At 66.8% G+C, this 25,686-nt stretch carries 21 protein-coding genes and 1 pseudogene; 12 read left to right on the plus strand and 10 right to left on the minus strand.

The window, feature by feature from the left end:
• Nucleotides 1-18: 18 nt before the first annotated feature.
• Together dbpA and C1930_RS08615 are read right to left on the minus strand one after the other, a co-directional pair.
• Nucleotides 19-1,395 carry an ATP-dependent RNA helicase DbpA gene (gene dbpA, locus C1930_RS08610; protein WP_108755980.1) on the minus strand — a complete coding sequence of 459 codons (1,377 nt, stop codon included), beginning with the start codon at nt 1,393-1,395 and terminating at the stop codon, nt 19-21.
• A 244-nt stretch (nt 1,396-1,639) separates the two neighbouring features.
• On the minus strand, nt 1,640-2,719 hold the full coding sequence (locus C1930_RS08615) for a YeiH family protein (RefSeq protein WP_108755981.1): 1,080 nt from the start codon (nt 2,717-2,719) through the stop codon (nt 1,640-1,642).
• A 100-nt stretch (nt 2,720-2,819) separates the two neighbouring features.
• Between C1930_RS08615 and C1930_RS08620 the strand changes: the two genes are divergently transcribed.
• The 3 genes from C1930_RS08620 to C1930_RS08630 all read left to right on the plus strand — a co-directional run bounded on the left by C1930_RS08620 (nt 2,820) and on the right by C1930_RS08630 (nt 6,160).
• On the plus strand, nt 2,820-3,737 hold the full coding sequence (locus C1930_RS08620) for a LysR family transcriptional regulator (RefSeq protein ID WP_108771497.1): 918 nt from the start codon (nt 2,820-2,822) through the stop codon (nt 3,735-3,737).
• Complete coding sequence (locus tag C1930_RS08625; RefSeq protein ID WP_108771498.1) at nt 3,725-4,102, plus strand: hypothetical protein; 378 nt, start codon at nt 3,725-3,727, stop codon at nt 4,100-4,102. The genes C1930_RS08620 and C1930_RS08625 overlap by 13 nt, the downstream gene beginning before the upstream one ends.
• Nucleotides 4,103-4,276: 174 nt before the next feature.
• A complete protein-coding gene (locus tag C1930_RS08630) occupies nt 4,277-6,160 on the plus strand; it encodes an ATP-binding cassette domain-containing protein (protein WP_108752861.1) in 1,884 nt (627 codons plus the stop codon).
• A 192-nt stretch (nt 6,161-6,352) separates the two neighbouring features.
• Here the strand turns inward: C1930_RS08630 and C1930_RS08635 are convergent, their stop codons facing one another.
• A complete protein-coding gene (locus C1930_RS08635) occupies nt 6,353-6,814 on the minus strand; it encodes a cytochrome c (protein ID WP_108752862.1) in 462 nt (153 codons plus the stop codon).
• 9 nt (nt 6,815-6,823) lie between these two features.
• Nucleotides 6,824-7,219: a c-type cytochrome gene (locus tag C1930_RS08640; RefSeq protein ID WP_108752863.1), complete on the minus strand. Its 396-nt coding sequence runs from the start codon at nt 7,217-7,219 to the stop codon at nt 6,824-6,826.
• A gap of 217 nt (nt 7,220-7,436) precedes the next feature.
• On the opposite strand from C1930_RS08640, the gene C1930_RS08645 reads away from it, so the two are divergent.
• The 3 genes and pseudogenes from C1930_RS08645 (at nt 7,437) to C1930_RS08655 (ending at nt 15,186) form a co-directional block, all read left to right on the plus strand.
• Complete coding sequence (locus C1930_RS08645) at nt 7,437-8,594, plus strand: efflux RND transporter periplasmic adaptor subunit (RefSeq protein WP_199912418.1); 1,158 nt, start codon at nt 7,437-7,439, stop codon at nt 8,592-8,594.
• 62 nt (nt 8,595-8,656) lie between these two features.
• Nucleotides 8,657-12,109, plus strand: a pseudogene (locus tag C1930_RS08650) (efflux RND transporter permease subunit); the annotation flags it as partial.
• Nucleotides 12,106-15,186: an efflux RND transporter permease subunit gene (locus C1930_RS08655; RefSeq protein WP_108771499.1), complete on the plus strand. Its 3,081-nt coding sequence runs from the start codon at nt 12,106-12,108 to the stop codon at nt 15,184-15,186. The pseudogene C1930_RS08650 and the gene C1930_RS08655, both read left to right, overlap by 4 nt.
• Nucleotides 15,187-15,472: 286 nt before the next feature.
• Here C1930_RS08655 and C1930_RS08660 read toward each other — a convergent pair whose 3' ends face one another.
• From C1930_RS08660 to ykgO, 6 genes are all read right to left on the minus strand, one after another.
• Complete coding sequence (locus C1930_RS08660) at nt 15,473-16,705, minus strand: TraB/GumN family protein (protein WP_108755984.1); 1,233 nt, start codon at nt 16,703-16,705, stop codon at nt 15,473-15,475.
• Entirely contained in the window at nt 16,698-17,228 is a 531-nt protein-coding gene (locus C1930_RS08665; RefSeq protein WP_108755985.1) for a GNAT family N-acetyltransferase, read from the minus strand. Before C1930_RS08665 ends, C1930_RS08660 begins: the two co-directional genes overlap by 8 nt.
• 14 nt (nt 17,229-17,242) lie before the next feature.
• Nucleotides 17,243-18,130, minus strand: a complete 888-nt coding sequence (locus C1930_RS08670) for a carbon-nitrogen hydrolase (protein ID WP_046983810.1) — start codon at nt 18,128-18,130, stop codon at nt 17,243-17,245.
• A gap of 198 nt (nt 18,131-18,328) precedes the next feature.
• The gene (locus C1930_RS08675) at nt 18,329-19,366 is read right to left on the minus strand and encodes an agmatine deiminase family protein (protein WP_108761817.1); all 1,038 of its coding nucleotides are present in this window, start codon (nt 19,364-19,366) and stop codon (nt 18,329-18,331) included.
• A 39-nt stretch (nt 19,367-19,405) separates the two neighbouring features.
• Nucleotides 19,406-19,735, minus strand: a complete 330-nt coding sequence (locus tag C1930_RS08680) for a hypothetical protein (protein ID WP_108771500.1) — start codon at nt 19,733-19,735, stop codon at nt 19,406-19,408.
• A gap of 143 nt (nt 19,736-19,878) precedes the next feature.
• The gene (ykgO, locus tag C1930_RS08685) at nt 19,879-20,004 is read right to left on the minus strand and encodes a type B 50S ribosomal protein L36 (RefSeq protein ID WP_005409283.1); all 126 of its coding nucleotides are present in this window, start codon (nt 20,002-20,004) and stop codon (nt 19,879-19,881) included.
• Nucleotides 20,005-20,201: 197 nt separating this feature from the next.
• Between ykgO and cmk the strand changes: the two genes are divergently transcribed.
• The 6 genes from cmk (at nt 20,202) to C1930_RS08715 (ending at nt 25,686) form a co-directional block, all read left to right on the plus strand.
• Nucleotides 20,202-20,879 (plus strand): (d)CMP kinase, encoded by a 678-nt coding sequence (cmk, locus tag C1930_RS08690; RefSeq protein WP_108749388.1) that lies wholly within the window; start codon nt 20,202-20,204, stop codon nt 20,877-20,879.
• 198 nt (nt 20,880-21,077) lie between these two features.
• Nucleotides 21,078-22,763 carry a 30S ribosomal protein S1 gene (rpsA, locus tag C1930_RS08695; RefSeq protein WP_057498113.1) on the plus strand — a complete coding sequence of 562 codons (1,686 nt, stop codon included), beginning with the start codon at nt 21,078-21,080 and terminating at the stop codon, nt 22,761-22,763.
• Nucleotides 22,764-22,852: 89 nt separating this feature from the next.
• A complete protein-coding gene (locus C1930_RS08700) occupies nt 22,853-23,158 on the plus strand; it encodes an integration host factor subunit beta (RefSeq protein ID WP_005409286.1) in 306 nt (101 codons plus the stop codon).
• A 77-nt stretch (nt 23,159-23,235) separates the two neighbouring features.
• Complete coding sequence (locus C1930_RS08705) at nt 23,236-23,520, plus strand: lipopolysaccharide assembly protein LapA domain-containing protein (protein ID WP_108749389.1); 285 nt, start codon at nt 23,236-23,238, stop codon at nt 23,518-23,520.
• Between the two features lie 6 nt (nt 23,521-23,526).
• Nucleotides 23,527-24,705: a lipopolysaccharide assembly protein LapB gene (lapB, locus tag C1930_RS08710; protein ID WP_108752871.1), complete on the plus strand. Its 1,179-nt coding sequence runs from the start codon at nt 23,527-23,529 to the stop codon at nt 24,703-24,705.
• A gap of 3 nt (nt 24,706-24,708) precedes the next feature.
• On the plus strand, nt 24,709-25,686 hold the full coding sequence (locus tag C1930_RS08715) for a glycosyltransferase family 4 protein (protein WP_108755987.1): 978 nt from the start codon (nt 24,709-24,711) through the stop codon (nt 25,684-25,686).

Here is a 25,686-nt window from a genome sequence, read left to right on the forward strand (position 1 = left end):
AGGTTGGCGCCTACCGGATCACATCATCCGCACGCGGAAGCGGCGGCCCTTGATCTTGCCGGCTTCCAGCTTCGCCACGGCCTTGTTCACCTGTTCGCGGGCGATGGCCACGTACGAGCGGGTGGGGAAGATCGCGATCTTGCCGATGTGCTTGCCCGACAGGCCGGCATCGCCGGTCAGCGCACCCAGGATGTCGCCGGGGCGCAGCTTGTCAGTCTTGCCGCCATCGATGCGCAGCGTGCGCATGGCTGCCTGCGGCAGCTCGGCCGGGCGCGATGTCGCCAGCGGGGTCTTCTGCCAATCCAGCGGCTGGCCCATCTGTGCTTCGATCGCCTCGGCACGGGTCTTCTCGCGGCCGGCCACCAGGCTGATCGCCAGACCGCTGGCACCGGCACGGCCGGTACGGCCCACGCGGTGCTGGTAGCTCTCCACGTCGGTCGGCAGTTCGTAGTTGATCACTGCCGCCAGTTCTTCCACGTCCAGGCCGCGGGCGGCCACGTCACTGGCCACCAGCACGTTGCAACTGCGGTTGGCCAGACGCAGCAGGACTTCCTCGCGGTCGCGCTGTTCCATGTCGCCATGCAGGGCGAGTGCGGAGAAGCCGAACTGCTGCAGCGAGTTGGCCACTTCGTCCACGTCCTTGCGGGTGTTGCAGAACACCACCGCCGATTCCGGCGTGTACTTCAGCAGCAGGCCGGCCAGCGCCTTCTGCCGGTGCGCCGGTTCCACTTCGCAGAACAGGTGGCGGATGGCCGGGGCCTGGTCGGCGCCTTCCACGGTGACTTCCACCGCATCGCGCAGCAGGTCGCGGGCGATGGCGCGGATGCTGTCGGGGAAGGTGGCCGAGAACAGCAGGCTCTGGCGGTCCTTGTGGGTGCGGCCGGCGATCTCGCGGATGGGTTCTTCAAAGCCCATGTCGAGCATGCGGTCGGCTTCGTCCAGCACCAGCGTGCGCACCGCGCCCAGGTTCAGCGCGCGCTTGCGTGCCAGTTCCTGCACGCGGCCGGGCGTGCCGACCACCACATGCGGGTCGTGGCCTTCCAGCGATGCCAGCTGCGGTCCCAGCGGGACGCCACCGACCAAGGTCAGCAGCTTCAGGTTGGGAATGCCGGTGGCCAGCTTGCGGATCTGCTTGCCGACCTGGTCGGCCAGTTCGCGGGTCGGGCACAGCACCAGCGCCTGCACGCGGATCAGGCTGGGGTCGATGGCCTGCAGCAGGCCCAGGCCGAAGGCGGCGGTCTTGCCGCTGCCGGTCGGCGCCTGTGCGATCACATCGCGGCGGTCCAGGATGGCGGGCAGGCTCTGCGCCTGGATCGGCGTAAGCGTGGTGTAGCCGAGGGCGTCCAGGCCGGGCTGCAGGGCCGGGCTCAGCGGCAGGGTCGAAAAGTCAGTCATGGCGCATTGTACCTGTCTGCGCGGCAGGGCCCGCCTGATGGGGTGGGGTCGGATCCCATTCCGCAGGAATGGGCTCTGACCCCATCGGAGTCGGCATCCATGCATGGCGTGGATCTACTGGGGCCTATCCACGCATGGCGTGGATCTACTGGGGCCTATCCACGCATGGCGTGGATCTACCGCCGGTGTACCACGCGTTGATTCAGTAGATCCACGCCACGCGTGGATGGCGGTGTCCCGGCCCTCAGCCCAGCACCGCCAGCACACCCTGGTGGATCGCCAGGCCACCCAGCAGCAGCCACGCAAACAACACCAGCGCCAGCAGCAGCGGCTTCAGCCCGGCCTGTCGCAGCGCAGACACATGGGTGGTCAGGCCCAGCGCGGCCATCGCCATCGCCAGCAGCACCGTATCCAGCTGCACCAGCCCGGCCTGCAGGCCTGCCGGCAGCACATGCAGCGAATTGAAGCCCGCCACCGCCACGAATCCGAACGCAAACCACGGCACCACGATGCGCGGGGCCGTGCCTTCACCAGCCGCCTTGCCGCCGCGCGCCAGCCACAGCGACAGCGCCACCAGGAACGGCGCCAGCAGCATCACCCGCACCATCTTGGTGATCACGGCGGTATCGGCCGCGGCCTCGCTCACCGCGCGCCCGGCGGCCACCACCTGCGCCACCTCGTGCACGGTGGCACCGGTGAACAGCCCGTACTGGCGCGCGTCCATGGCCAGCCAGCCATGCGACTGCGCCAGCGCAAACAGGGCCGGGTACAGGAACATGGCCAGCGTGCCGAACACCACCACCGTCGATACCGCCACGGTCACCTGCGCGGCGCGCCCGCGCACCACGGGTTCGGCGGCCATCACCGCCGCCGCGCCGCAGATCGCGCTGCCGGCACCAATCAGCATCGCCGCTTCGCGCTCCATCCTGAACACGCGCACGCCCAGCCAGCAGGCCAGGCCGAAGGTGCTGGCCACCACCAGCGCATCCATCAGCACGCCGGCCACGCCCACCTGGCCAATGTCCTGGAAGGTCAGGCGCAGGCCGTACAGCACGATGCCCGCGCGCAACAGCCAGTGCTTGGAAAAGCCGACACCAGCCGCGCTGGCGGGGGCCAGCTGCGGGTACAGCGTATTGCCGACCAGGATGCCGGCGACGATGGCCACGGTCAGCGCGCTCAGGCCATGCGCCTGCAGCCACGGCAGCTCGGCCAGGTACAGCGACGCCGCCGCCAGCAGCCCCACCAGCAGCAGGCCGGGCAGGCGCGGCTGCCAGCGCTGGCGCAGGGCGGGCAGGGACCAGGGAGACAGGGCAGGGGCGTTCATGGCGGGCGGGTACGGAGGAGGTGCGCCCAGCCTGCGCCCGAGCGGCCTACCTGTAAAACGAATACTATTGGTAAAAACTACCTATCAAGCAGGTAATTGCATGCGCCTGACCCTGCGCCAGCTACAGGTCTTCGTCGCCATTGCCGACCACGGCAGCACCACGGCCGCAGGACAGGCGATCGCCCTCTCGCAATCGGCCAGCAGTGCGGCCCTGCAGGAGCTGGAAGCGCACTTCGGTACGCCGCTGTTCGACCGCATCGGCCGTCGCCTGGTGCTGAACGGGCATGGCCGCGCCCTGCTGGAACCGGCCCGCACCCTGCTGGCGAACGCCGCCGACCTGGAACGCCACCTGGCGGCAGGCGGCACACCGGGGCAGGGCGCACCGCTGCGCCTGGTGCTGGCGGCCAGCACCACCATCGGCAACTACCTGCTGCCCGCACGCATTGCGGCCTTGCTGCGGCAGACCCCGCAGGCCGAAGTCGACCTGCGCATCGACAACAGCGCCGGCGTGGTGGCCGCCGTCCAGCGGCTGGACGTGGACGCTGGTCTGATCGAAGGCCCGTGCCACGAGCGCGGCCTGCAGGTGACGCCGTGGCAGCAGGACCCGCTGGTGATCGTTGCCGCCGCAGACGCCGCCGCGTGCTGGTCGCTGGACGAACTGCGCGCCGCCCGCTGGCTGCTGCGCGAGCCGGGTTCCGGCACCCGCGAAGCGGTGGAGCAGGCCCTGCTGCCGCATCTGCACGGCTTCGCCCAGACCCTGCAGTTGGGCAATACCGAGGCGATAAAGCAGGCCGCCATTGCCGGGCTGGGCGTGGCCTGCCTGTCGCGCCACGCCGTGGAAGAGCCGCTGGCGCTGGGCCGCCTGCAGGTGCTGGACACTCCGCTACCGGCCCTGCAGCGCACCCTGTGGCTGGTACGCCACCCCGGCAAGCATTGGCTGCCGGGGTTGCAGGCGTTGCTGGGGGATGCAACCCTGCCACCGCGTATTGGCAACCCGAACGGATCATGCGAGCGATAGAGAGACTCAGCCGCGACCTGGGCCTGCCACCCGCTGACAGCCATAGCCAGGACTGGGCCTACGAACTGCCCGACCCGTATCGGACCGACGCCTGGCTGGACCGGTACATGGCGGCATATCACGACAGCGGCTATCCCCCTGACGTCAGGCATGCGCTGATGACCCTGGCCCTGGATGTAAGCAATGATCTGCTTGGCGCGGGTGCCAGGCCGGATGATCGCAGCATTGCCGCCGTACTCGCTGCGCTGCGTCAGGATCGTCACGAGCACCACGCCCTGATCGAGTACTGGGCGCTGGAGGGGGAGCCATTCGACGACTGCTTTGCCCTGACCCCTGAGGTCAGAAAGATCAAGGCTGCACGCTGAGCCCCGCCCCGACCGAGCGCCGGAAGCTGCCGGAGCCGGGGCGGTAGCGTCGACCGTTGGTCGACTATCGCGGGCAGCGCGGGCGTCAGAGAGCAGTCGACTGACAGTCGACGCTACCCGTCGACGCTACCCGCCGAGATTCCGGCTGACCTCCCCAACCCTTACACTATGGGGATGCCTCTGATTACTCTGCAGAACGTCGACTTCAGCGTCGGCGGCCCGTTGTTGCTGGAAAAGGCCGAACTGTCGATCGAGCCGGGCGAACGCATCGCCCTGATCGGCCGCAACGGCGCCGGCAAATCCACCCTGCTCAAGCTGCTGTCCGGCGACCACAAGCCCGATGACGGCGAAGTGCGCGTGCAGCAGGGCGTGCGCGTCACCCGCCTGGAACAGGAAGTGCCGCATGGCGCCGCCGGTTCGGTGTTCGACGTCGTGGCCGACGGCCTGGGCGAACTGGGCCAGTGGCTGGCCGAATTCCACCACCTCAGCCATGCCGAGGAATTCGACGGCGAAGCGCTGGGCAACGTGCAGGCCAAGATCGATGCCGCCAACGGCTGGGGCCTGGACCAGCGCGTCAGCGAAACCCTGACCAAGCTCGACCTGGACGGCGAAGCCGAATTCGGCCGCCTGTCCGGCGGCATGAAGCGCCGCGTGCTGCTGGCCCGCGCGCTGGTGTCCAGCCCGGATGTGCTGCTGCTGGACGAACCGACCAACCACCTGGACATCGAAGCCATCGACTGGCTCGAAGCCTTCCTGAAGGGCTGGAGCGGCAGCGTCGTGTTCGTCACCCATGACCGCCGCTTCCTGCGCGCGCTGGCCACCCGCATCGTCGAGATCGACCGCGGCCAGGTCACCAGTTGGCCGGGCGACTGGGCCAACTACGAGCGCCGCCGCGAGGAACGCCTCAACGCGCAGGCGCAGGAAAACGCCCGCTTCGACAAGCTGCTGGCGCAGGAAGAAGTCTGGATCCGCCAGGGCATCAAGGCCCGCCGCACCCGCGACGAAGGCCGCGTGCGCCGCCTGAAGGCAATGCGCACCGAGCGCTCGCAGCGCCGCGACCTCAGCGGTAACGTCAAGATGGAAGCCGCGCAGGGCGTCAGCTCCGGCAAGAAGGTCATCGACGTCAAGGACATTTCGTTCGCCTTCGGCGAGCGCACCATGGTCCGCGACTTCACCACCACCATCCTGCGCGGCGACCGCATCGGCCTGATCGGCCCCAACGGCAGCGGCAAGACCACGCTGCTGAAGCTGCTGCTGGGTGAGCTGCAGCCGGCCAAGGGCGAAGTCAACGCCGGCACCAACCTGCAGATTGCCTACTTCGACCAGTACCGTGCGGTGCTGCGCGAAGACTGGAGCGCGATCGAGAACGTGGCCGAAGGCCGCGATTTCCTCGAGTTCAACGGCAAGCGCAAGCACGTGCATGCCTACCTGCAGGACTTCATGTTCACCCCCGAGCGCGCGCGTGCGCCGATCACCCGCCTGTCCGGTGGCGAGCGCAACCGCCTGCTGCTGGCCAAGCTGTTCGCGCAGCCGTCCAACCTGCTGGTGATGGACGAACCGACCAACGACCTGGACGTGGAGACCCTGGAGCTGCTGGAAGAGCTGCTGGGCGAATACACCGGTACGCTGCTGCTGGTCAGCCACGACCGTGATTTCATCGACAACGTGGTGACCTCCACGCTGGTGATGGAAGGCGATGGTGTGATCGGCGAATACGTGGGCGGTTACAGCGACTGGCAGCGCTACGCGGCCAGCATCAGCAGCCCGGTGGCACCGGTGGTGGCCAAGCTGGCGCCGGCCGTCGCGCCGGCACCGGCCGCTGCCGAACCGGCCGCCGCCAAGCGCAAGCTCAGCTACAAGGAAGCGCGCGAGCTGGAGCAGCTGCCCAAGACCATCGAAAAGCTCGAAGGCGATGTGGAAGGCCTGACCGCGGCGATGAACGACCCCTCGTTCTACACCCGCAGCAGCGCCGAAGTGACCGCCCACACCCAGCAGCTGGCCAAGGTGCAGGCCGAGCTGGACGCGGCGTACGCGCGCTGGGAAGAGCTGGAAGGCTGATCGCGCGGCATGCGGTAGCGCGGGGCCATGCCCCGCGAGCGCGCAGCGCGGCGCATCGGGTGATCCGCCGGGCATGGCCCGGCGCTACCGGAAGGCGGACGGCGCAATGTGTGCGGACCAAGGTCCGCACCTACCAGAGCCGGCGGCCGGCGCCGATGCCCGGTAGATCCACGCCATGCGTGGATGGCGGGGTCATTTCACCCCGTGCAGATCCCGCAGCTGGCTGGTCCGGCTGCCGAAGTACGCTGCCAGATCCGCAATGTCCTGGTCGCTCAGGTCTTTGGCCTGCGGCGTCATCAGCGCATGTTCGCGGTCACCGGCGCGGTAGGCCTGCAGCGCATGGGCCAGGTAATCGCCGTACTGGCCGCCCAGCTTGGGGTAGGTCGGGTCGATCGGCGCGTTGCCGTCGGCACCATGGCAATCGATGCAGCTCTGGTTGGTGGCCTTGCCCTTCACCTTCGCGCGGGCTTCGCCGGCGGCTTCGCGCCCGGCCGGCAGGCCGGCCGACGATGACGAGCCGTGCTCGCCACTGGCATGGCCAGGGTCGGCGGCGGATTTCTCGCTGTTTTCCACCTGCGACTGCGAACAGGCGGCCAGCAGCAGGGCGACGGACAGGGCGATGGCGTGACGCACGGGATGCGCGGCTTTCGACATGGGCGGGCCTTACTTGACGGTGGACAGGTAAACAGCGAGATCGGCGATCTCCTGTTCGCTGAAGCTCATCGACTGCGCCTGCATCGTCGGATGCCGGCGCTTGCCTTGGCGGTACTCGGTCAGGGCCTGGGTCAGGTACTGCTGGCTCTGGCCACCGATCTTGGGCACCCGGTAACTGGGGTAGGCGTTCTTGTAACCGGTGATGCCATGGCACCCCTGGCAGGTGTAGGCCAGCACCCGGCCATTGTCGAAGTTGCCGCTGGGCGCGGCAGGCGCCGGCGTGGCGGCAGGTGCCGGGGCCGGTGCGGGTGTGGCAGGTGCAGAAGCAGGAGCGGGCTGTGCGGCGGCCCCAAGGGGCAGGAGGACGGCCAGAGCGAGACAAGCGGCGAGCGGCTGCGGGCGCATGATGTCGTTTCCGGGATTCGGGTCTGGTCGTTCCGGCGTGGGGTACGGAACGGTCCCGAGTATAGCCGCAGGTTTCATCTAGCTGAAATGGGGGCGGTCCGACCAGCGGCGTGAAGGCACCATGACCTTTGGGATATGGTGTGGCCGTGAAGTGGTGCATTACTTTGGTAGCACACCTGTCCACACCCCCGTCCACGCATCTTCCAGGGACCTGACGATGTCGTACTCCATCTTGCTGCCGGGCCGCCGCAGCGCAACTTGTGCTGCCGCGCTGCTGCTCACCACCTCCGTGCTGCTGAGCGGTTGCGCCGCCGGGCCCAACGCCGAGGCCAAGGCCGAAACCAAGGACGAGAAGAAGGTCGATGCGGTACCGGTGGAAGTGGCCGTGGCCAGCCATCGCGCCGTGGCCGCCAGCTACACCGGCACGGCCGCGCTGGAACCGCGCGCCGAATCGCAGGTGGTAGCCAAGACCTCCGGCGTGGCGCTGGCGGTGCTGGTGGAAGAGGGCCAGCGGGTTTCCGCCGGCCAGCCGCTGGTGCGCCTGGACCCCGATCGCGCACGCCTGGCCGTGGCGCAGAGCGAAGCGCAGCTGCGCAAGCTGGAAAACAACTACCAGCGCGCCCAGAAGCTGGTGGGCCAGCAGATGGTCAGCGCCGCCGACGTGGACCAGCTGCGCTACGACCTGGAAAACATGCGCGCCCAGTACCGCCTGGCCACGCTGGAACTGTCCTACACCACGGTGGTGGCGCCGATCTCCGGCGTCATCGCCTCGCGCTCGATCAAGACCGGCAACTTCGTACAGATCAACACGCCCATCTTCCGCATCGTCGACAACTCGCGGCTGGAGGCCACGCTGAACGTGCCCGAGCGCGAACTGGCCACCCTGCGTGCCGGCCAGCCGGTCACGCTGTCGGCCGACGCGCTGCCGGGGCAGAGCTTCACCGGCACGGTGGACCGCATCGCGCCGGTGGTCGATTCGGGCAGCGGCACCTTCCGCGTGGTCAGTGCCTTCGATGGCGCCGCGCACGCCTTGCAGCCGGGCATGTTCGGCCGCATCCGCATCGACTACGACCAGCGCGCCGACGCACTGGTGGTGCCGCGCCTGTCGCTGCTGGACGATGGCGAACCGGCAGTGTTCCGCGTGCGCGCCGGCAAGGTCGCCCGCGTACCGGTGAAGCTGGGCTATGCCGAAGGCCCGTGGGTGGAGATCCGCGAAGGCCTGGCCGCCGGTGACCAGGTGGTCACGGCCGGCAAGGTGGCACTGCGCGATGGCACGGCGGTGCAGGTCATCGCCGATCCCAACGCCAAGGCCAAGGCCAAGCCGGCCACGGTGGCCGCGGCCAAGCCCGCAGACAAGGCCGGGAGCCAGCAATGACCGCCCCGGGCCACGACCACGGTGCCTCGCCGGCGAGCGACGGCGCCGCCTCCGGCATGCGCGGCGGCCTGGTGGAATTCGCCACCCGCCGCCGCGTCACCATCGCCATGTGCACGGTTACCCTGCTGCTGTTCGGCTTGATCGCGCTGGGCAACCTGAAAGTAAACCTGCTGCCGGACCTGAGCTATCCCACGCTCACCGTGCGCACCGAATACACCGGCGCGGCGCCGACCGAAATCGAAAGCCTGATCAGCCAGCCGGTGGAAGAAGCGGTGGGCGTGGTCAAGAACCTGCGCAAGCTGAAGTCGGTCTCGCGCACCGGGCAGAGCGATGTGGTGCTCGAGTTCGCCTGGGGCACCAACATGGACCAGGCCAGCCTGGAAGTGCGCGACAAGATGGAAGCGCTGAACCTGCCGCTGGAGGCCAAGGCGCCGGTGCTGCTGCGCTTCAATCCGTCCACCGAGCCGATCATGCGCCTGGTGCTGTCGACCAAGGCCGCGCCGGCCAGCGACGAAGATGCGATCCGCGAACTGACCGGGCTGCGCCGCTATGCCGACGAAGACCTGAAGAAGAAGCTGGAACCGGTGACCGGCGTGGCCGCGGTGAAGGTGGGCGGCGGTCTTGAAGATGAGATCCAGGTGGACATCGACCAGCAGAAGCTGGCCCAGCTCAACCTGCCCATCGACACCGTCATCAAGCGGTTGAAGGAAGAGAACATCAACATCTCCGGTGGCCGCCTGGAGGAGGGCTCGCAGCGCTTCCTGGTGCGCACCGTCAACCAGTTCGCCGATCTGGAAGAGATCCGCAACCTGCTGGTCACCACCCAGTCGTCCAACGGCAGTGCCGCCGATTCGGCCCTGCAGCAGATGTTCACCATCGCCGCCTCCACCGGCTCGGCGGCCGCCGTTGCCGCTGCGTCGGCCGCGCAGAGTGCCTCTTCGGGCAATTCCAGTGTGGTCGCCAATGGTGTGCCGGTGCGCCTGAAAGACGTGGCCACCGTGCGCCAGGGCTACAAGGAACGCGAAGCGATCATCCGCCTGGGCGGCAAGGAATCGGTGGAGCTGGCCATCTACAAGGAAGGCGATGCAAATACCGTTGCCACCGCGCAGGCCCTGCGCACGCGTCTGGAACAGATCAAGAGCACCTTCCCGTCCGATGCCGAACTGACCACCATCGAAGACCAGTCGCGCTTCATCGAACACGCCATTGCCGATGTGAAAAAGGACGCGGTGATCGGTGGCCTGCTGGCCATCCTCATCATCTTCCTGTTCCTGCGCGATGGCTGGTCCACCTTCGTCATCAGCCTGTCGCTGCCGGTGTCGATCATCGCCACGTTCTTCTTCATGGGCCAGCTTGGCCTGAGCTTGAACGTGATGTCGCTGGGCGGTCTGGCCCTGGCCACCGGCCTGGTGGTGGACGACTCGATCGTGGTGCTGGAAAGCATCGCCAAGGCGCGCGAACGTGGCCTGGGCATCCTGCAGGCGGCCATCGTCGGTACCCGTGAAGTGAGCATGGCGGTGGTGGCGTCCACCCTGACCACCATCGCCGTGTTCCTGCCGCTGGTGTTCGTCGATGGCATCGCCGGCCAGCTGTTCCGCGACCAGGCGCTGACCGTAGCCATCGCCATTGCCATTTCGCTGCTGGTGTCGATGACCCTGATCCCGATGCTCAGCTCGCTGAAGGGCCGCCCGCCGCTGGCGTTCCCGGAAGAACCCGGCGCCGACGCGTGGCGGCCGGACAGCCGCTGGCAGAAGCCGGTCGCGTTGGGTCGTCGTGGGTTCGTGGCCAGCGTGCGCTGGAGCTTCTTCGCCCTGGCCTGGCTGGTGGTGCGGGTGTGGCGCGGCATCGTGGCCGTGGTCGGCCCGGTCATGCGCAAGGCCAGCGATATCGCCATGAAGCCCTATGCCGGCGCCGAGCGCGGTTACCTGCGCCTGCTGCCCAATGCGCTGGCCCACCCGGGCAAGGTGCTGGGCCTGGCCGGGCTGGCTTTCGTGGCCACCATGGCCATGGTGCCGATGCTGGGTGCGGACCTGATTCCGCAGCTGGCCCAGGACCGCTTCGAAATGACCGTGAAGCTGCCCGCCGGCACGCCGCTGAAGCAGACCGATGCACTGGTGCGCGAACTGCAGCTGGCCCATGGCCAGAGCCAGGGCGTGGCTTCGCTGTACGGCGTCAGCGGCAGCGGCACCCGGCTGGATGCCAGCCCCACCGAAAGCGGTGAGAACATCGGCAAGCTGACCGTGGTGATGGCCGGTGGCGGCAACGCGAAGACCGAAGCGGAGATCACCGAGCGCCTGCGTGACAGCATGGGCCAGCACCCGGGCGCGCAGGTCGACTTCGCGCGGCCGGCCTTGTTCAGCTTCTCTACGCCGCTGGAAATCGAGCTGCGCGGGCAGGACATGGCCACCCTGGAAGTGGCCGGCCAGCGCCTGGCCGCGCTGCTGCGTGGCAACGCGCACTACGCCGACGTCAAATCCACCGTGGAAGAAGGCTTCCCGGAAATCCAGATCCGCTTCGACCAGGAACGCGCCGGTGCGCTGGGCCTGACCACCCGGCAGATCGCCGATGTGGTGGTGAAGAAGGTGCGCGGCGACGTGGCCACGCGCTACAGCTTCCGCGACCGCAAGATCGACGTGCTGGTGCGCGCCCAGGAAGGCGACCGCGCCAGCGTGGACAGCATCCGCCGGCTGATCGTCAATCCGGGCAGCACCCGTCCGGTCACTCTGGATGCAGTGGCCGACGTCATCGCCACCAGTGGCCCCAGCGAGATCCACCGCGCCGACCAGACCCGCGTGGCGGTGGTCTCGGCCAACCTGCGCGACATCGATCTGGGCGCGGCCATGCGCGAAGTGCAGCAGATGGTGGCCGAACAGCCGCTGGGTGCCGGCGTGGGCCTGCACATCGGCGGGCAGGGCGAAGAGCTGGCGCAGGCCGCCACCTCGCTCATCTTCGCCTTCGGCCTGGCCATCTTCCTGGTCTACCTGGTGATGGCCTCGCAGTTCGAATCGCTGCTGCACCCGTTCGTCATCCTGTTCACCATTCCGCTGGCGCTGGTCGGTGCCATCCTGGCGCTGATGCTGACCGGGAAACCCATTTCGGTGGTGGTGTTCATCGGCCTGATCCTGCTGGTCGGCCTGGTCACCAAGAACGCGATCATCCTGATAGACAAGGTGAACCAGCTGCGCGAAGCCGGCGTGGCCAAGCACGAAGCGCTGGTGGAAGGGGCACGCTCGCGCCTGCGGCCGATCATCATGACCACCCTGTGCACGCTGTTCGGCTTCCTGCCGCTGGCGGTGGCGATGGGCGAGGGCGCCGAGGTGCGCGCGCCGATGGCCATCACCGTAATCGGCGGCCTGCTGGTGTCCACCCTGCTCACCCTGCTGGTCATTCCGGTGGTGTACGACCTGATGGACCGCCGCGGCGATGCCTACTACCGCGAACGCGGCCGCAAGCACGCCGGTGAAGGCCTGCACGGCGCCACCGGCAGCGCGGCGGGCGCGGAGGAACCGGCATGAGCGTTGCCGAGTTTTCCATCCGTCGCCCGGTCACCACCATCATGTGTTTCGTGTCGCTGGTGGTGGTCGGCCTGATCGCCTCGTTCCGGCTGCCGCTGGAAGCGCTGCCGGACATCTCCGCGCCGTTCCTGTTCGTGCAGATTCCCTATACCGGCTCCACGCCGGAAGAGGTGGAGCGCACCATCATCCGGCCGGTGGAGGAATCCCTGGCCACCATGACCGGCATCAAGCGGATGCGCTCGTCGGCCACCGCCGAGGCGGCGTCGATCTTCATCGAGTTCAGCGATTGGGACCGCGACATCGCCATTGCCGCGTCCGATGCGCGCGAACGCATCGATGCGATCCGCAGCGACCTGCCCGACGACCTGCAACGCTACAACGTGTTCAAGTGGTCCAGCAGCGACCAGCCGGTGCTGAAGGTGCGCCTGGCCAGCACCACCGACCTGACCACTGCGTATGACATGCTGGACCGCGAGTTCAAGCGGCGCATCGAACGCATTCCCGGCGTGGCCCGCGTGGACATCACCGGCGCGCCGCCGAACGAGGTCGAGATCGCCATCGACCCGAACCGGCTGAACGCCCACGGCCTGAGCATCAACGAACTGAGCGAGCGCCTGCGCACGCTGAACTTCTCGATCTCGGCCGGGCAGATCGACGACAACGGCCAGCGCGTGCGCGTGCAGCCGGTGGGCGAGATCACCGACCTGCAGGAAATGCGCGACCTGGTGATCAATGCGACCGGCCTGCGCCTGGGCGATATCGCCGATGTGCGCCTGAAGCCGGCGCGCATGAACTACGGCCGCCGGCTGGACGGCAACCCGGCGGTGGGCCTGGACATCTACAAGGAGCGCAGTGCGAACCTGGTGGAAGTCTCGCGCGCGGCGCTGGCCGAAGTGGAAGCGATCCGCGCGCAGGATTCCATGCGCGATGTGCAGATCAAGGTGATCGACAACCAGGGCAAGGCGGTCACGTCTTCGCTGCTGGAACTGGCCGAAGCCGGTGCAGTCGGCCTGATCCTGTCGGTCACCGTGCTGTTCTTCTTTCTGCGCCACTGGCCGTCCACGCTGATGGTCACCCTGGCCATTCCGATCTGTTTCACCATCACCCTGGGCTTCATGTACTTCGCCGGGGTCACCCTGAACATCCTGACGATGATGGGCCTGCTGCTGGCGGTGGGCATGCTGGTGGACAACGCCGTGGTGGTGGTGGAAAGCATCTACCAGGAACGCGAGCGCATGCCCGGGCAGCCGCGGCTGGCCTCGATCATCGGCACCCGCAACGTGGCCATCGCGCTCAGCGCCGGCACCCTGTGCCACTGCATCGTGTTCGTGCCCAACCTGTTTGGTGAAACCAACAACATCAGCATCTTCATGGCGCAGATCGCGATCACCATCTCGGTCTCGCTGCTGGCCTCGTGGCTGGTGGCCGTCAGCCTGATTCCCATGCTGTCAGCGCGCATGGCCACGCCCAAGCTGGTGCATTCGCAGACCGGCGTGATCGCGCGCCTGCAGCACCGTTACGCGCAGCTGCTGGACTGGTCGCTGCGCCACCGTGGCTGGAGCCTGCTGGGCATCGTGCTGGTGGTGCTGGTCAGCCTGGTGCCGATGAAGCTGACCAAGGTGGACATGTTTGGCGGCGAAGGTGGCAAGGACATCTTCATCGGCTACATGTGGAAGGGCGCCTACACCTACCGGCAGATGTCCGAGGAAGTGGGGCGCGTGGAAGCGTGGATCGAAGAGAACCGCGAGCGCCTGCACGTGCAGCAGGTGTATTCCTGGTACAGCGAACAGGAAGGCAGCTCCACCGTGGTCACCCTGGACGAGAAGCACGCCAACGACATCAAGGCGCTGCAGGAGGAAATCCGCAAGGGCCTGCCCAAATCCGCGCGTACCGATTACTTCGTCGGCAACCAGGGCGGCGATGGCGGCGGCGGTGGCAACCAGGGCGTGCAGGTTCAGCTGGTGGGCGATTCCAGCACCCTGCTGCAGGAGATCGGCCAGGAAGTGCTGCCGTTGTTGGCACAGCGCAGCGAGCTGCGCGACGTGCGCATCGACAACGGCGAAAAGGGCGGCGAGCTGAAGGTGCACGTCGACCGCGAACGTGCCGCGGCCTTCGGCTTCAACGCCGAACAGGTGGCCAGCTTCGTCGGCCTGGCCCTGCGTGGCGCCCCCATGCGCGAGTTCCGCCGTGGCGACAACGAAGTGCCGGTCTGGGTGCGTTTCGCTGGTGCCGAACAGAGCAGCCCGGAAGACCTGGCCGGCTTCAGCGTGCGCACCGGCGATGGCCGCAGCGTGCCGCTGCTGAGCCTGGTCAGCGTGGACGTGGGTTCGTCGGCCACCCAGATCGGCCGCACCAACCGCCAGACCACGCTCACCATCAAGGCCAACCTGGCCGAGAAGATCACCGCACCCGATGGCCGCAAGGCGATCGAGGCCGTGCTCAAGCCGATGAACTTCCCGGCCGGCTATGGCTACAGCTTCGACGGTGGCGACTACGGCAACGACGATGAAGCCATGCAGCAGATGGTGTTCAACCTGCTCATCGCACTGGTCATGATCTACGTGGTGATGGCTGCGGTGTTCGAATCACTGCTGTTCCCGGCGGCGATCATGAGCGGCGTGCTGTTCTCGATCTTCGGCGTGTTCTGGCTGTTCTGGATCACCGGCACCTCGTTCGGCATCATGTCCTTCATCGGCATCCTGGTGCTGATGGGCGTGGTTGTGAACAACGGTATCGTGATGATCGAGCACATCAACAATCTGCGGCGTGGCGGCATGGGCCGCACCCAGGCGTTGGTGGAGGGCTCACGCGAGCGCCTGCGCCCGATCATGATGACCATGGGCACGGCGATCCTGGCAATGGTGCCGATCTCGCTGACCAACACGCAGATGTTCGGCGATGGCCCGGAATACGCCCCGATGGCGCGCGCGATTGCCGGCGGCCTGGCGTTCTCCACCGTGGTCAGCCTGCTGTTCCTGCCCACGATCTACGCCCTGCTGGACGACCTGCGAAACGCCGCCGTACGCCTGATCCGCCGCGCCCGCGGCCTCGACAATACCGCGGCCACCGCTGCGTAGCGTCGAGCTGGCTCGACTACCGCCAATGGCGGCAACACCGTGTGTAGTGGTGGGGGGAGACCGGTCGTAGTGGGGCGGTCTCCCCCTTTTTTCGCAGGGCATGGCCCAGCGCTACCCATCACCGCAAGGCAGTAGCGCCGGGCCATGCCCGGCGGCGGCTATCAACACCGGAAGCGCGGCACAAAAAAGGCCACGCGATGCGTGGCCGTTTTCGCTCTGGAATGATGTGCCAACCAAGGTTGGCACCTACCAGTAGAACCGGGCATGGCCCGGCGGGGCGCTGGAATCAACCCGCGACTTTGCCCCACACCCGGCCGGCGGTCAGCCACAGGCCCAGCATGCTGCCCAGGTTGGTCAGCATGAAGGTCAGCACCACCCGGGTGACCCGGTTGCGGTACCAGCCCTTCAGGCTCTGCGCGTCGTCGCGCAGCTTCAGGAAATCCTCGTACGCCGGCTTGCGCAGGCGCGCTTCCACCAGCGCCGAGAACGCGCCGGTGGGAATGCTCAGGCGGAACGGCTTGAACGGTGCCACCACGATCGCGGTCAGGATGCTCAACGGGTGGCTGCCGGCCAGCAGGCAGCCCAGGCCGGCCAGGCCGCCGGTGTACATCGCCCAGGTCGCCAGCAGTTCGGTGCCCACGCCCAGCCCGCCGCGGTAGAAGCCCACGCCGATGCCGGTCACCACGATGGCCAGGATCGCCAGGGTGAACCAGGGAATGTTGCGCTTCTTCGGCACTGCTTCCAGCTCGGCACGCAGCGCTGCCGGGGCGTCGTTGTCGGTTTCCAGGTAGCGCGCCAGGCCGGCCAGGTGGCCGGCGCCGACCACGGCCAGCACCTCGCGCTGCAGCGGGCTGTGTTCCTCGCGCAGGCGGGTGGCCATGTAGCGGTCGCGCTCGCCGATGATGGTTTCGTACAGCGCCGGGCTTTCGCTGGCGAACTCGCCAAAGCTCGATTCCAGCATGTCGCCCTGCTTCAGCTTCTCGATCTCGTTCTCGCCCACTTCTTCGGACGAGAACAGACCGGCGCCGAGCCCGGCCACCAGCTTCAGCTTGCCGAAGAAGCCCAGGCGCTGCGAGGCGCGGCGGAAGGTCAGGCCCACTTCGCGGTCGATCAGGTGTACCGGCAGGTTGCGCTCGCGCGCCAGGTCCACCGCACGCTTCAGCTCGGCGCCGGGCTCGATGCCCAGCTGCTCGGCCAGGCGGCGCTGGTAGGCCGACAAGGCCAGGTTGGCGGCGAACAGGGCCACGCGGCCCTTGCGGATCACTTCCACCAGGTCCAGCTTGGCCAGCGTGTCCGGATCGCTCAGTGCCTGCAGGCGCTGCGGGTCCAGTTCCACCGCCACCGCATCGAAGCGGCCGCTGTCGATGGCCTTTTCCACGGTCTCCACGCTGGCGTGGGAAACGTGGGCGGTGCCCAGCAGGGTGTAGCGCACGCCGTCGCGCTCGACAACGCGCACCGGCTGGCCGGCGAACAGATCGTCGCCGGTTTCGGGAAGGGTTTCAGTCATGGGGTCATTCATTGGAAGGGGCGGTGTCGGCGCCGTCGCCGAGCGCGCGCTGCATCTGCACGGTGTCCAGCCAGCGGCCGTGCTTGCGGCCCAGGCCCTGGAACACGCCCACCAGGTGGAAGCCGAAGCGTTCGTGCAGCTTTATGGAGGCAGTGTTGGTGGGTTCGCCGATCACCGCCACCATCTGCCGGTAGCCGCGCGCGGTGCAGGCATCGATCAGTGCCTGCAGCAGGCGCGTACCCACGCCGTTGCCCTGGAAGGCGGCATCGACATAGACCGAATTTTCCACGGTCCACTGGTAGGCCACGCGGGTGCGGTAGGTGTTGGCGTAGGCATAGCCGGCCACCTGGCCGTCGATCTCGGCCACCAGGTAGGGGAAGCCGCGGTCGATGATGTCGCGCATGCGGCGCAGCATCTCGGCCGCATCCGGAATGTCGTACTCGTAGGTGTTGACGAAATCGGTCACTTCCACCGCGTAGATCGCGGTGATCGCAGCGATGTCGGCCGGGCCGGCATCACGGATGAGGACGGCCATGCCGGGTCTCCGGATCAGTCGATGTAGCGCTTCAGCAGATCACCGTACGCATCGATGCGACGGTCGCGCAGGAACGGCCAGATGCGACGCACGTGCTCGCTGCGCTGCAGGTCCACGTCGCACACCAGCACGGTGGCGTCGGTGCCGGCTTCGGCCAGGAATTCACCCTGCGGGCCCAGCACGTGGCTGTTGCCCCAGAACTGGATGCCCGACGCGCCCAGCGGCGAGGCTTCGTGGCCCACGCGGTTGCAGCTGAGCACGGGCAGGCCGTTGGCCACGGCATGGCCGCGGTGGCTCAGCACCCAGGCGTCGCGCTGGCGGGTCTTTTCATCCTGCACATCGTCCGGGTCCCAGCCGATGGCGGTGGGGTAGAGCAGCAGTTCGGCACCGGCCAGCGCCATCAGGCGCGCCGCTTCCGGGTACCACTGGTCCCAGCACACCAGCACGCCCAGGCGGCCCACCGAGGTATCGATCGGCTTGAAGCCGATGTCGCCCGGGGTGAAGTAGAACTTCTCGTAGAAGCCCGGGTCATCGGGGATGTGCATCTTGCGGTACTTGCCCAGCAGGGTGCCGTCCTTTTCGAACACCACGGCGGTGTTGTGGTACAGGCCGGCGGCGCGGCGCTCGAACAGCGAGCCAACCAGCACCACGCCATGCTTCTTGGCCAGCGCGCCCAGGCGTTCGGTGCTGGGGCCGGGAATCGGCTCGGCCAGGTCGAACTCGTCCACCGATTCGTGCTGGCAGAAGTACGGGCCGTTGTGCAGTTCCTGCAGCAGCACCAGTTTCGCGCCTTGCGCAGCCGCCTCGGCCACACGCGCTTCGATCACCGCCAGATTGGCGGCGGCATCGCCGTGGTTGCGCTCCTGGATCAGGGCGACGGTAAGGGGGCTGCGCGAGTTCATGCGGGGCGTTCCTGCGGGGGAAAACCTGCATGTTAGCGCGGATGGACGGTGACGGCGTGTCGCGCGCTGAATGGCGTTCGCACACGGTAGCGCCGGGCCATGCCCGGCGGATTTTCAGGACGCCGCTGCGCTCGCCGGGCATGGCCCGGCGATGTTGCATCCAAGGGACGGCCGGGCGCGGGGCCCGGCGATGGTGCATCAGGCCTTCAGCAGGCCCTGCGGCAACTGCATGGTGATGCAGTGCAGGCTGCCGTTCTGCCAGATCAGCGAGCGGCAGGGCACCTGCACGATCTCGCGGCCCGGGTGGGCCAGGGCCAGCACGTCGCGGGCCAGGTCGTCGGCCGGATCGCCGTAGGCCGGCATCAGCACCGCACCGTTGACGATCAGGTAGTTGGCGTACGACGCAGCCAGGCGGCGGCCTTCGTCGATCACCGGCTGCGCCCACGGCAGCGGGAACAGGCGGTACGGCTTGCCGTCCTTGGTGCGCAGCGCGGCCAGTTCGTTGCCCATCGCCTGCAGTTCGGCGTAGTGCGAATCGCTCTGGTCGTCGCAGGCCTGGTAGACGATGCTGTCAGGCGAGGCGAAGCGGGCCAGGGTATCGATGTGGGCGTCGGTGTCGTCGCCTTCCAGGTAACCATGGTCCAGCCACAGCACGCGGTCCTGCTGCAGCCAGTCGGCCAGGTCGGCGCTCAGGCTTTCGCGGTCGCGGTCCGGGTGGCGTTCGTGCAGGCACTTCCAGGTGGTCAGCAGGGTGCCTTCACCATCGGTTTCAATGCCGCCGCCTTCCAGCGCGAACGGAATGCTGCGCACCGGTGCGTCGTTGAACACACCGGCCTGGTCCAGCACGCCCACCAGCTGGTCGTCCAGGGTGGCGTCGAACTTGCCGCCCCAGCCGGTGAAGCGGAAGTCCAGCAGCTGGAAGCCGCCGTCGGCGCGGCGCAGGGTGATCGGGCCCGAATCGCGCAGCCAGGTATCGTCGTAGGCCGCCGTGGTGAAGCGCACCTTGTCCATGTCGATGCGGTTGGAGCGCAGCCGCATTTCGGCATAGGTCTCCACATCGTCATCGGCCACGCAGATCAGCACCGGTTGGAAGCGGGTGATGGCCGCAACCAGGGCGATGTAGGTCTCTTCCACCTGGCCCAGGCGGTCGGCCCAGTCGGTGTCGGCGGTGGGCCAGGCAATCAGGACGCCGCTCTGGGCTTCCCATTCGGCAGGAAAACGAAGGTTCTGGTTCATGGTCTCGCTACACGGGCCCGCCACGGGCGGGGTGGGGGATCAACGGATCGGCGGTTTCGGGCCGATTTCGTTCGGGTCGGCCTGGTTGGCCACCACATCGATCACCTTCTGCTTTTCAAAGTAGACGGTGAACTGCGGGTAGACCCAGCGGTGGATGGTCGGCCACTGGCGCTTCTGGCCGCCGCGCGGCTGCAGCTGTTCGCTCGGCGCGCCGAACTGCGACTGTACCTGCTGCATGCTCTGGCCGCGGACGGGCAGGGCGGTGGACGGCTTTTCACGGGCGCGGTCGATCAGCAGGGTGTCGGCCAGCGCCGGCGTGGCGGCGGCCAGGGTGGCCAGTACGGCCAGGGTGGACAGGTAACGCTTCATCTCGAACTACTCCCCAGTGGTCAAGAAAGGCGATTACAGCAAAAACGGCGGAAAAAAGCCGCATAAACAAAAAACCGCCCGAAGGCGGTTTTTTGCATCGGGTCGCCCCGCGTGGGGCAGCCTGGGCCCGAAGGCCGGAAGGCTTAGCGCTGGCGCGCCTTGAAACGCGGGTTCGACTTGCAGATGACGAAGATCTTGCCACGACGACGCACGACCTTGCAGTCACGGTGACGGGCCTTCGCCGACTTCAGGGAGGACAGGACTTTCATGGCATACCTCGGCGTAAACAGTAGTTGTTCGGGTGGAGCGTGGCCGCGATATGCGAAAGACAATCGGCAGTTGACGCTCGTTCAAGCCCGCCATTCTACCGGGCTTTTCTCCGTGGTTTCAAGTGGTTGCACGAAAGTCGCCGCGCAGGGCGTCTGGCAGGGGCTAGAATGGCCCCTTCACACGCGCAAGGACCCCCATGAATCCACTCGCTCCCGTCCTGACCATCGACGGCCCGTCCGGGGCTGGCAAGGGTACCATCAGCCGCATCGTGGCGCGCCGCATGGGCTGGCATTACCTGGATTCGGGCGCGCTGTACCGGGCGGTGGGCGTGGCGGCCAGCTGGGCCGATATCGACACCTCCGACGCCTCGGCGCTGGTGCGCTGCACCTTCGACACCCGCGTTCAGTTTGTTGAACAGGGCGATGCCATGCGCGTGCTGGTGAACGGCACCGATGCCACCGACGAGCTGCGCCTGGAGACCACCGGCGCGCTGGCCTCGGCCATTGCCGCCATTCCCGAGGTGCGTTCGGCGTTGAAAGAGCGCCAGCGCGCATTCAGGGAGCTGCCGGGCCTGGTCGCCGACGGCCGCGACATGGGCACGGTCATCTTCGCCGACGCCCCCTACAAGGTGTTCCTGACCGCCAGTGCCGAAGAGCGCGCCGAGCGCCGGCATAAGCAGTTGAAAGACAAGGGGGTTTCTGTTAGCTTTGATGACCTCCTGCGCGAGATCATGGCCCGCGACGCCCGTGATGCTCAGCGTACCGTGGCGCCCCTGAAGCCGGCAGACGATGCCGTCCTCATCGACACCACAGGCATCGGCATCGCAGATGTCGTTGCCAGAGTGATGGATCTGCTTCCGGTTCCGGCTGCCTGATCCGTTCGCGCAGGAGCGCTGCCAGCAACACCGGCGGTGGTCGCGCAATGCAGTGCTGTACAAGCTCCGTCGCGCAATGATGCGTGGCGGTTTTCCTACTACACACGACCTGCGTTTCCGGGGTCGACCAACAGGCGGGCGGTCGCCATTCCCCTGAAGGGGACGCCACCGACCCATGTGTCCAACAGAGTAAATCTAATGACCGAATCATTTGCCGAACTGTTTGAAGCCAGCCAGGCCAACCTGGCCAAGCTGAAGCCGGGCGCCATCGTCAGCGGTACCGTTGTTGAAGTCCGCGGCGACGTCGTGGTGATCAACGCTGGCCTGAAGTCCGAAGGCATCGTGCCGATCGAACAGTTCCGTAACGACGCTGGCGAAATCGACGTCGCCGAAGGCGACATCGTCAAGGTCGCCCTCGACTCGATCGAGAACGGCTTCGGCGAAACCGTCCTGTCGCGCGAGAAGGCCAAGCGCGCGATGGTGTGGGACGAGCTGGAAGAAGCGTTGGAAAAGAACGAAACCATCACCGGCCGCATCAGCGGCAAGGTCAAGGGTGGTTTCACCGTGGACATCAAGGATGTCCGCGCCTTCCTGCCGGGTTCCCTGGTCGATGTGCGCCCGGTGCGCGATCCGGCCTACCTGGAAGGCAAGGAGCTGGAATTCAAGCTCATCAAGCTGGACCGCAAGCGTAACAACGTCGTGGTCTCGCGCCGCGCTGTCGTCGAAAGCGAGCACTCGGAAGAGCGCGAGCAGCTGATGGACAAGCTGCAGGAAGGCGCGATCCTGAAGGGTGTCGTCAAGAACCTGACCGATTACGGCGCGTTCGTGGACCTGGGCGGTATCGACGGCCTGCTGCACATCACCGACATGGCATGGAAGCGCGTGCGCCATCCGTCCGAAGTCGTGAACGTCGGCGACGAGCTGGACGTGCGCGTGCTGAAGTTCGACCGCGAGCGCAACCGCGTTTCGCTGGGCCTGAAGCAGCTGGGCGAAGATCCGTGGGATAACATCGCCCGTCGTTACCCGGCCAACAGCCGCGTCTTCGGCAAGGTCTCCAACGTCACCGATTACGGCGCGTTCGTTGAGATCGAGCCGGGCGTCGAAGGCCTGGTGCACGTCTCCGAGATGGATTGGACCAACAAGAACGTCAACCCGTCCAAGGTTGTGCAGGTTGGTGACGAAGTCGAAGTGATGGTGCTGGACGTCGATGAAGAGCGTCGCCGTATCTCGCTGGGCATGAAGCAGGTTGCCGCCAATCCGTGGGAAACCTTCGCTGCCACCCACAAGAAGGGTGACAAGGTGTCGGGCCAGATCAAGTCGATCACCGACTTCGGCATCTTCATCGGCCTGGACGGCGGCATCGACGGCCTGGTCCACCTGTCCGACATCAGCTGGAACACCACCGGCGAAGACGTCGTTCGCAACTTCAAGAAGGGCGACACCCTGGACGCCGTTGTCCTGGCCGTCGATCCGGAACGCGAGCGCATCTCCCTGGGCGTGAAGCAGCTGGAGCAGGATCCGTTCGGCCAGTACATGGCTGCCAATCCGAAGGGCTCCAAGGTCGAAGGCGTGGTGAAGGAAGTCGACGCCAAGGGCGCGATCATCGAGCTGGCTGACGGCATCGAAGGTTACGTCTCGGCACGCGACATCGCCAACGAGCGCGTTGACGACGCCACCCAGCACCTGAAGGTCGGCGACAAGGTCGAAGCCAAGTTCGTGGGCATGGACCGCAAGGGCCGCACCCTGCAGCTGTCGATCAAGGCCAAGGACGACGCTGAAATGCGCGAAGTGCTGGAGGAATACCAGTCCTCTTCGGCTTCCAGCGGCACCACCCAGCTGGGCGCGCTGCTGCGTGCGCAGCTGAACGGCAACAAGTCCGAGTAATATCGGCCTGTAGCTGTTCGTTGTTTCCTGGACGGCCCGGGCATTGCCCGGGCCGTTTCAGGCTGAGTGACCCCTGATGTGAGCCAGCGATGACCAAATCCGAACTGATCGAAATCCTTGCGCGCCGCCAGGCGCACCTGAAGGCCGATGATGTCGATCTGGCGGTGAAGTCGTTGCTGGAAATGATGGGCGGTTCCCTCTCTGCCGGGGATCGCATCGAAATACGTGGCTTTGGCAGCTTCTCGCTGCACTACCGGCCGCCGCGCCTGGGTCGCAACCCGAAGACCGGCGAATCGGTGGCCCTGCCGGGCAAGCACGTTCCCCATTTCAAGCCGGGCAAGGAACTGCGCGAGCGGGTCAGCAGCGTGCTGCCGCTGGACGCCGATCCGGCCTGAAGGTCCTGTCGCGCGACGACGTGCGATTTTTCCCGCCAGTCGGATAAGCTACAGGCTCCTGCCATTGGAGCTGTCGCATGAAGGTTTTCCGTCTGCTGGTGCTGCTGGCAGTCCTGATCCTTGGCCTGATCATCGGCGCGGTCAACATGACCGACATGTCGATCAACCTGTTGTTCACCCAGTTGCATACGTCGGTTGGCGTGGCGTTGATCGCCGCACTGCTGGTCGGCGTGGTCGTCGGTGCCGGGCTGGTGCTGGTAAGCGTGGTCATTCCGCTCTACAGCCAGCTGCGCCGCGCCAACAAGTCGGTGGCCGCCACGTCGGCCCCGGTTACTTCCCCCCAATCTTTTGATGGACGCTGATCGAAGATGGATTTCGTCACCGAGTGGTTCTGGTTTTTCCTGTTCGTGCCGCTGGCTGCCGTTGCAGGCTGGGTAATCGGCCGGCGTGGCGGTCAACGCCACGGTGACAACCAGGTCAGCCGCCTGTCCAGTACCTATTTCCGTGGCCTGAACTACCTGCTGAACGAGCAGCCGGACAAGGCCATCGAACTGTTCCTGCATATCGCCGAACTGGACAAGGAAACCTTCGAGACCCAGGTCGCGCTGGGCCATCTGTTCCGCCGCCGCGGCGAAGTGGACCGCGCCATCCGCCTGCACCAGGGCCTGGTGAACCGCAACGACCTGAGCGACGCACAGCGCGTGCAGGCGCTGCTGGCACTGGGCGAGGACTACATGAAGTCCGGCCTGCTGGACCGTGCCGAAACCGTGTTCACCGAACTGGCGCAGCTGGACCAGCGTGCGCCGCAGGCGCTCAAGCACCTGATCGGCATCTACCAGGCCGAGCGCGACTGGGAAAAGGCGATCGACAACGCCACCCGCTTCGAAGACGTGACCGGCGAGCCGATGGGCAAGCTGATCGGGCAGTTCGAATGCGAACTGGCCGAGCGCTTCCGTGGCGCCGGCAAGCTGGACGAGGCGAGGGCAGCCATCGCCCGTGCCTACCAGGCCGATGCCATGTCGGTGCGCGCCGGCATCATTGAAGGCCGTCTGGAAACGGATGCCGGCAATGCCGAAGCGGCGGTGCGTGCGTTCGAGCGCGCCGCCCGCAACGACCCCGAATACCTGCCCGAGCTGCTGCCGGCGCTGATGGAGAACTACCGCAAGGTCGGTGACCTCGGCGGTGCCCGCGCGTTCCTGTCGGAAATGACCGAACACTACCGTGGCATCGCCCCGGTGCTGGCGCTCACCCGCCTGATGGAAGAGCAGGAAGGCGTGGCCCCGGCGCGTGCCTATCTGGGCCGCCAGTTGAAGGACCGCCCGTCGGTGCGTGGCGAATCGGCGCTGATCGATCTGACCCTGGCCGAGGGCGCCGATTCCACCGCCACCCTGCACGATCTGAAGCACATCACCGATCAGTTGCTGGTGCGCAACCCGGCCTACCGCTGCACGCGCTGCGGCTTCGGCGCGCGTACCCACCACTGGCAGTGCCCGAGCTGCAAGGAGTGGGGCACCGTGAAGCCGCTGCTGAACTACGCGGTGCTCTGAGCCATGCCCTGGCTGGTGATGGGCGCGCTGCTGGGCCTGGCCCTGCTCAGCGCCGGATTGACGTGGGCCGCACGGGGCTACGCCCTGCGCCGGCAACTGCTGGACCAGCCGGGCGAACGCCGCAGCCATACCGTGGCCACCCCGCGCGGTGGCGGCATCGCCATCGTCATCAGCCTGCTGGTGGCCGCAGGTGCCGCGATGTGGGCCTGGCCCGACGCCGCAGGCAGCGTGCTGATCGCCAGCCTGGGCCTGGTGCTGGTGGCCGGTATCGGCTGGTGGGATGACCATCGCCCGCTGCCGGCGGTGCGCCGTCTGTGCGTGCACGTGGTCGCCGCCGCGCTGTTGGCCGGGCTGGTGAAGCTGCATGGCGGCAGCTGGCTGCTGGCCGCGCTGGTGCTGTTCTTCACCACCTCGCTCATCAACATCTGGAACTTCATGGATGGCATCAACGGCATCGCCAGCAGCCAGGCGGTGATCGCCGCGCTGGGGCTGGCGCCGGTGCTGCCGTGGCCCTATTCATTGGCCGCCATTGCCCTGGGCCTGGCCTGCCTGGGTTTCCTGCCGTTCAATTTCCCCAAGGCGAAGATCTTCATGGGCGATGTCGGCAGCGGCGCCCTGGGCTATGCGGTATCTGTCGTGCTGGCCATCGCCAGCCTGAAGACCAACATCCAGTGGATGCTGCTGCTGGTGCCGATTTCACCTTTCCTTGTGGACGCAGGCTTCACACTGTTGGCGCGCATGCTCTCCGGGCAACGCTGGATGGAACCCCACACCCAGCATGTCTACCAGCGCGCAGTGCAGGCAGGAGCCAGCCACGCACAGGTCACAGGGATGTATTTTGTTTTGGGTCTGTTCAGTATTACAGTGTTCAATGTTTGCTCCAGCTTGCAGCCGAGGTGGGAGGCTGTCGTAGCGGTCGCGTGGTTTGCCGCGCTGACTCTGCTCTGGCTCCTCCTGCGCAATGGATTGCGCAATCGATAA

Source organism: Stenotrophomonas sp. SAU14A_NAIMI4_8 (genome assembly GCF_003086695.1).
Lineage (GTDB): Bacteria > Pseudomonadota > Gammaproteobacteria > Xanthomonadales > Xanthomonadaceae > Stenotrophomonas.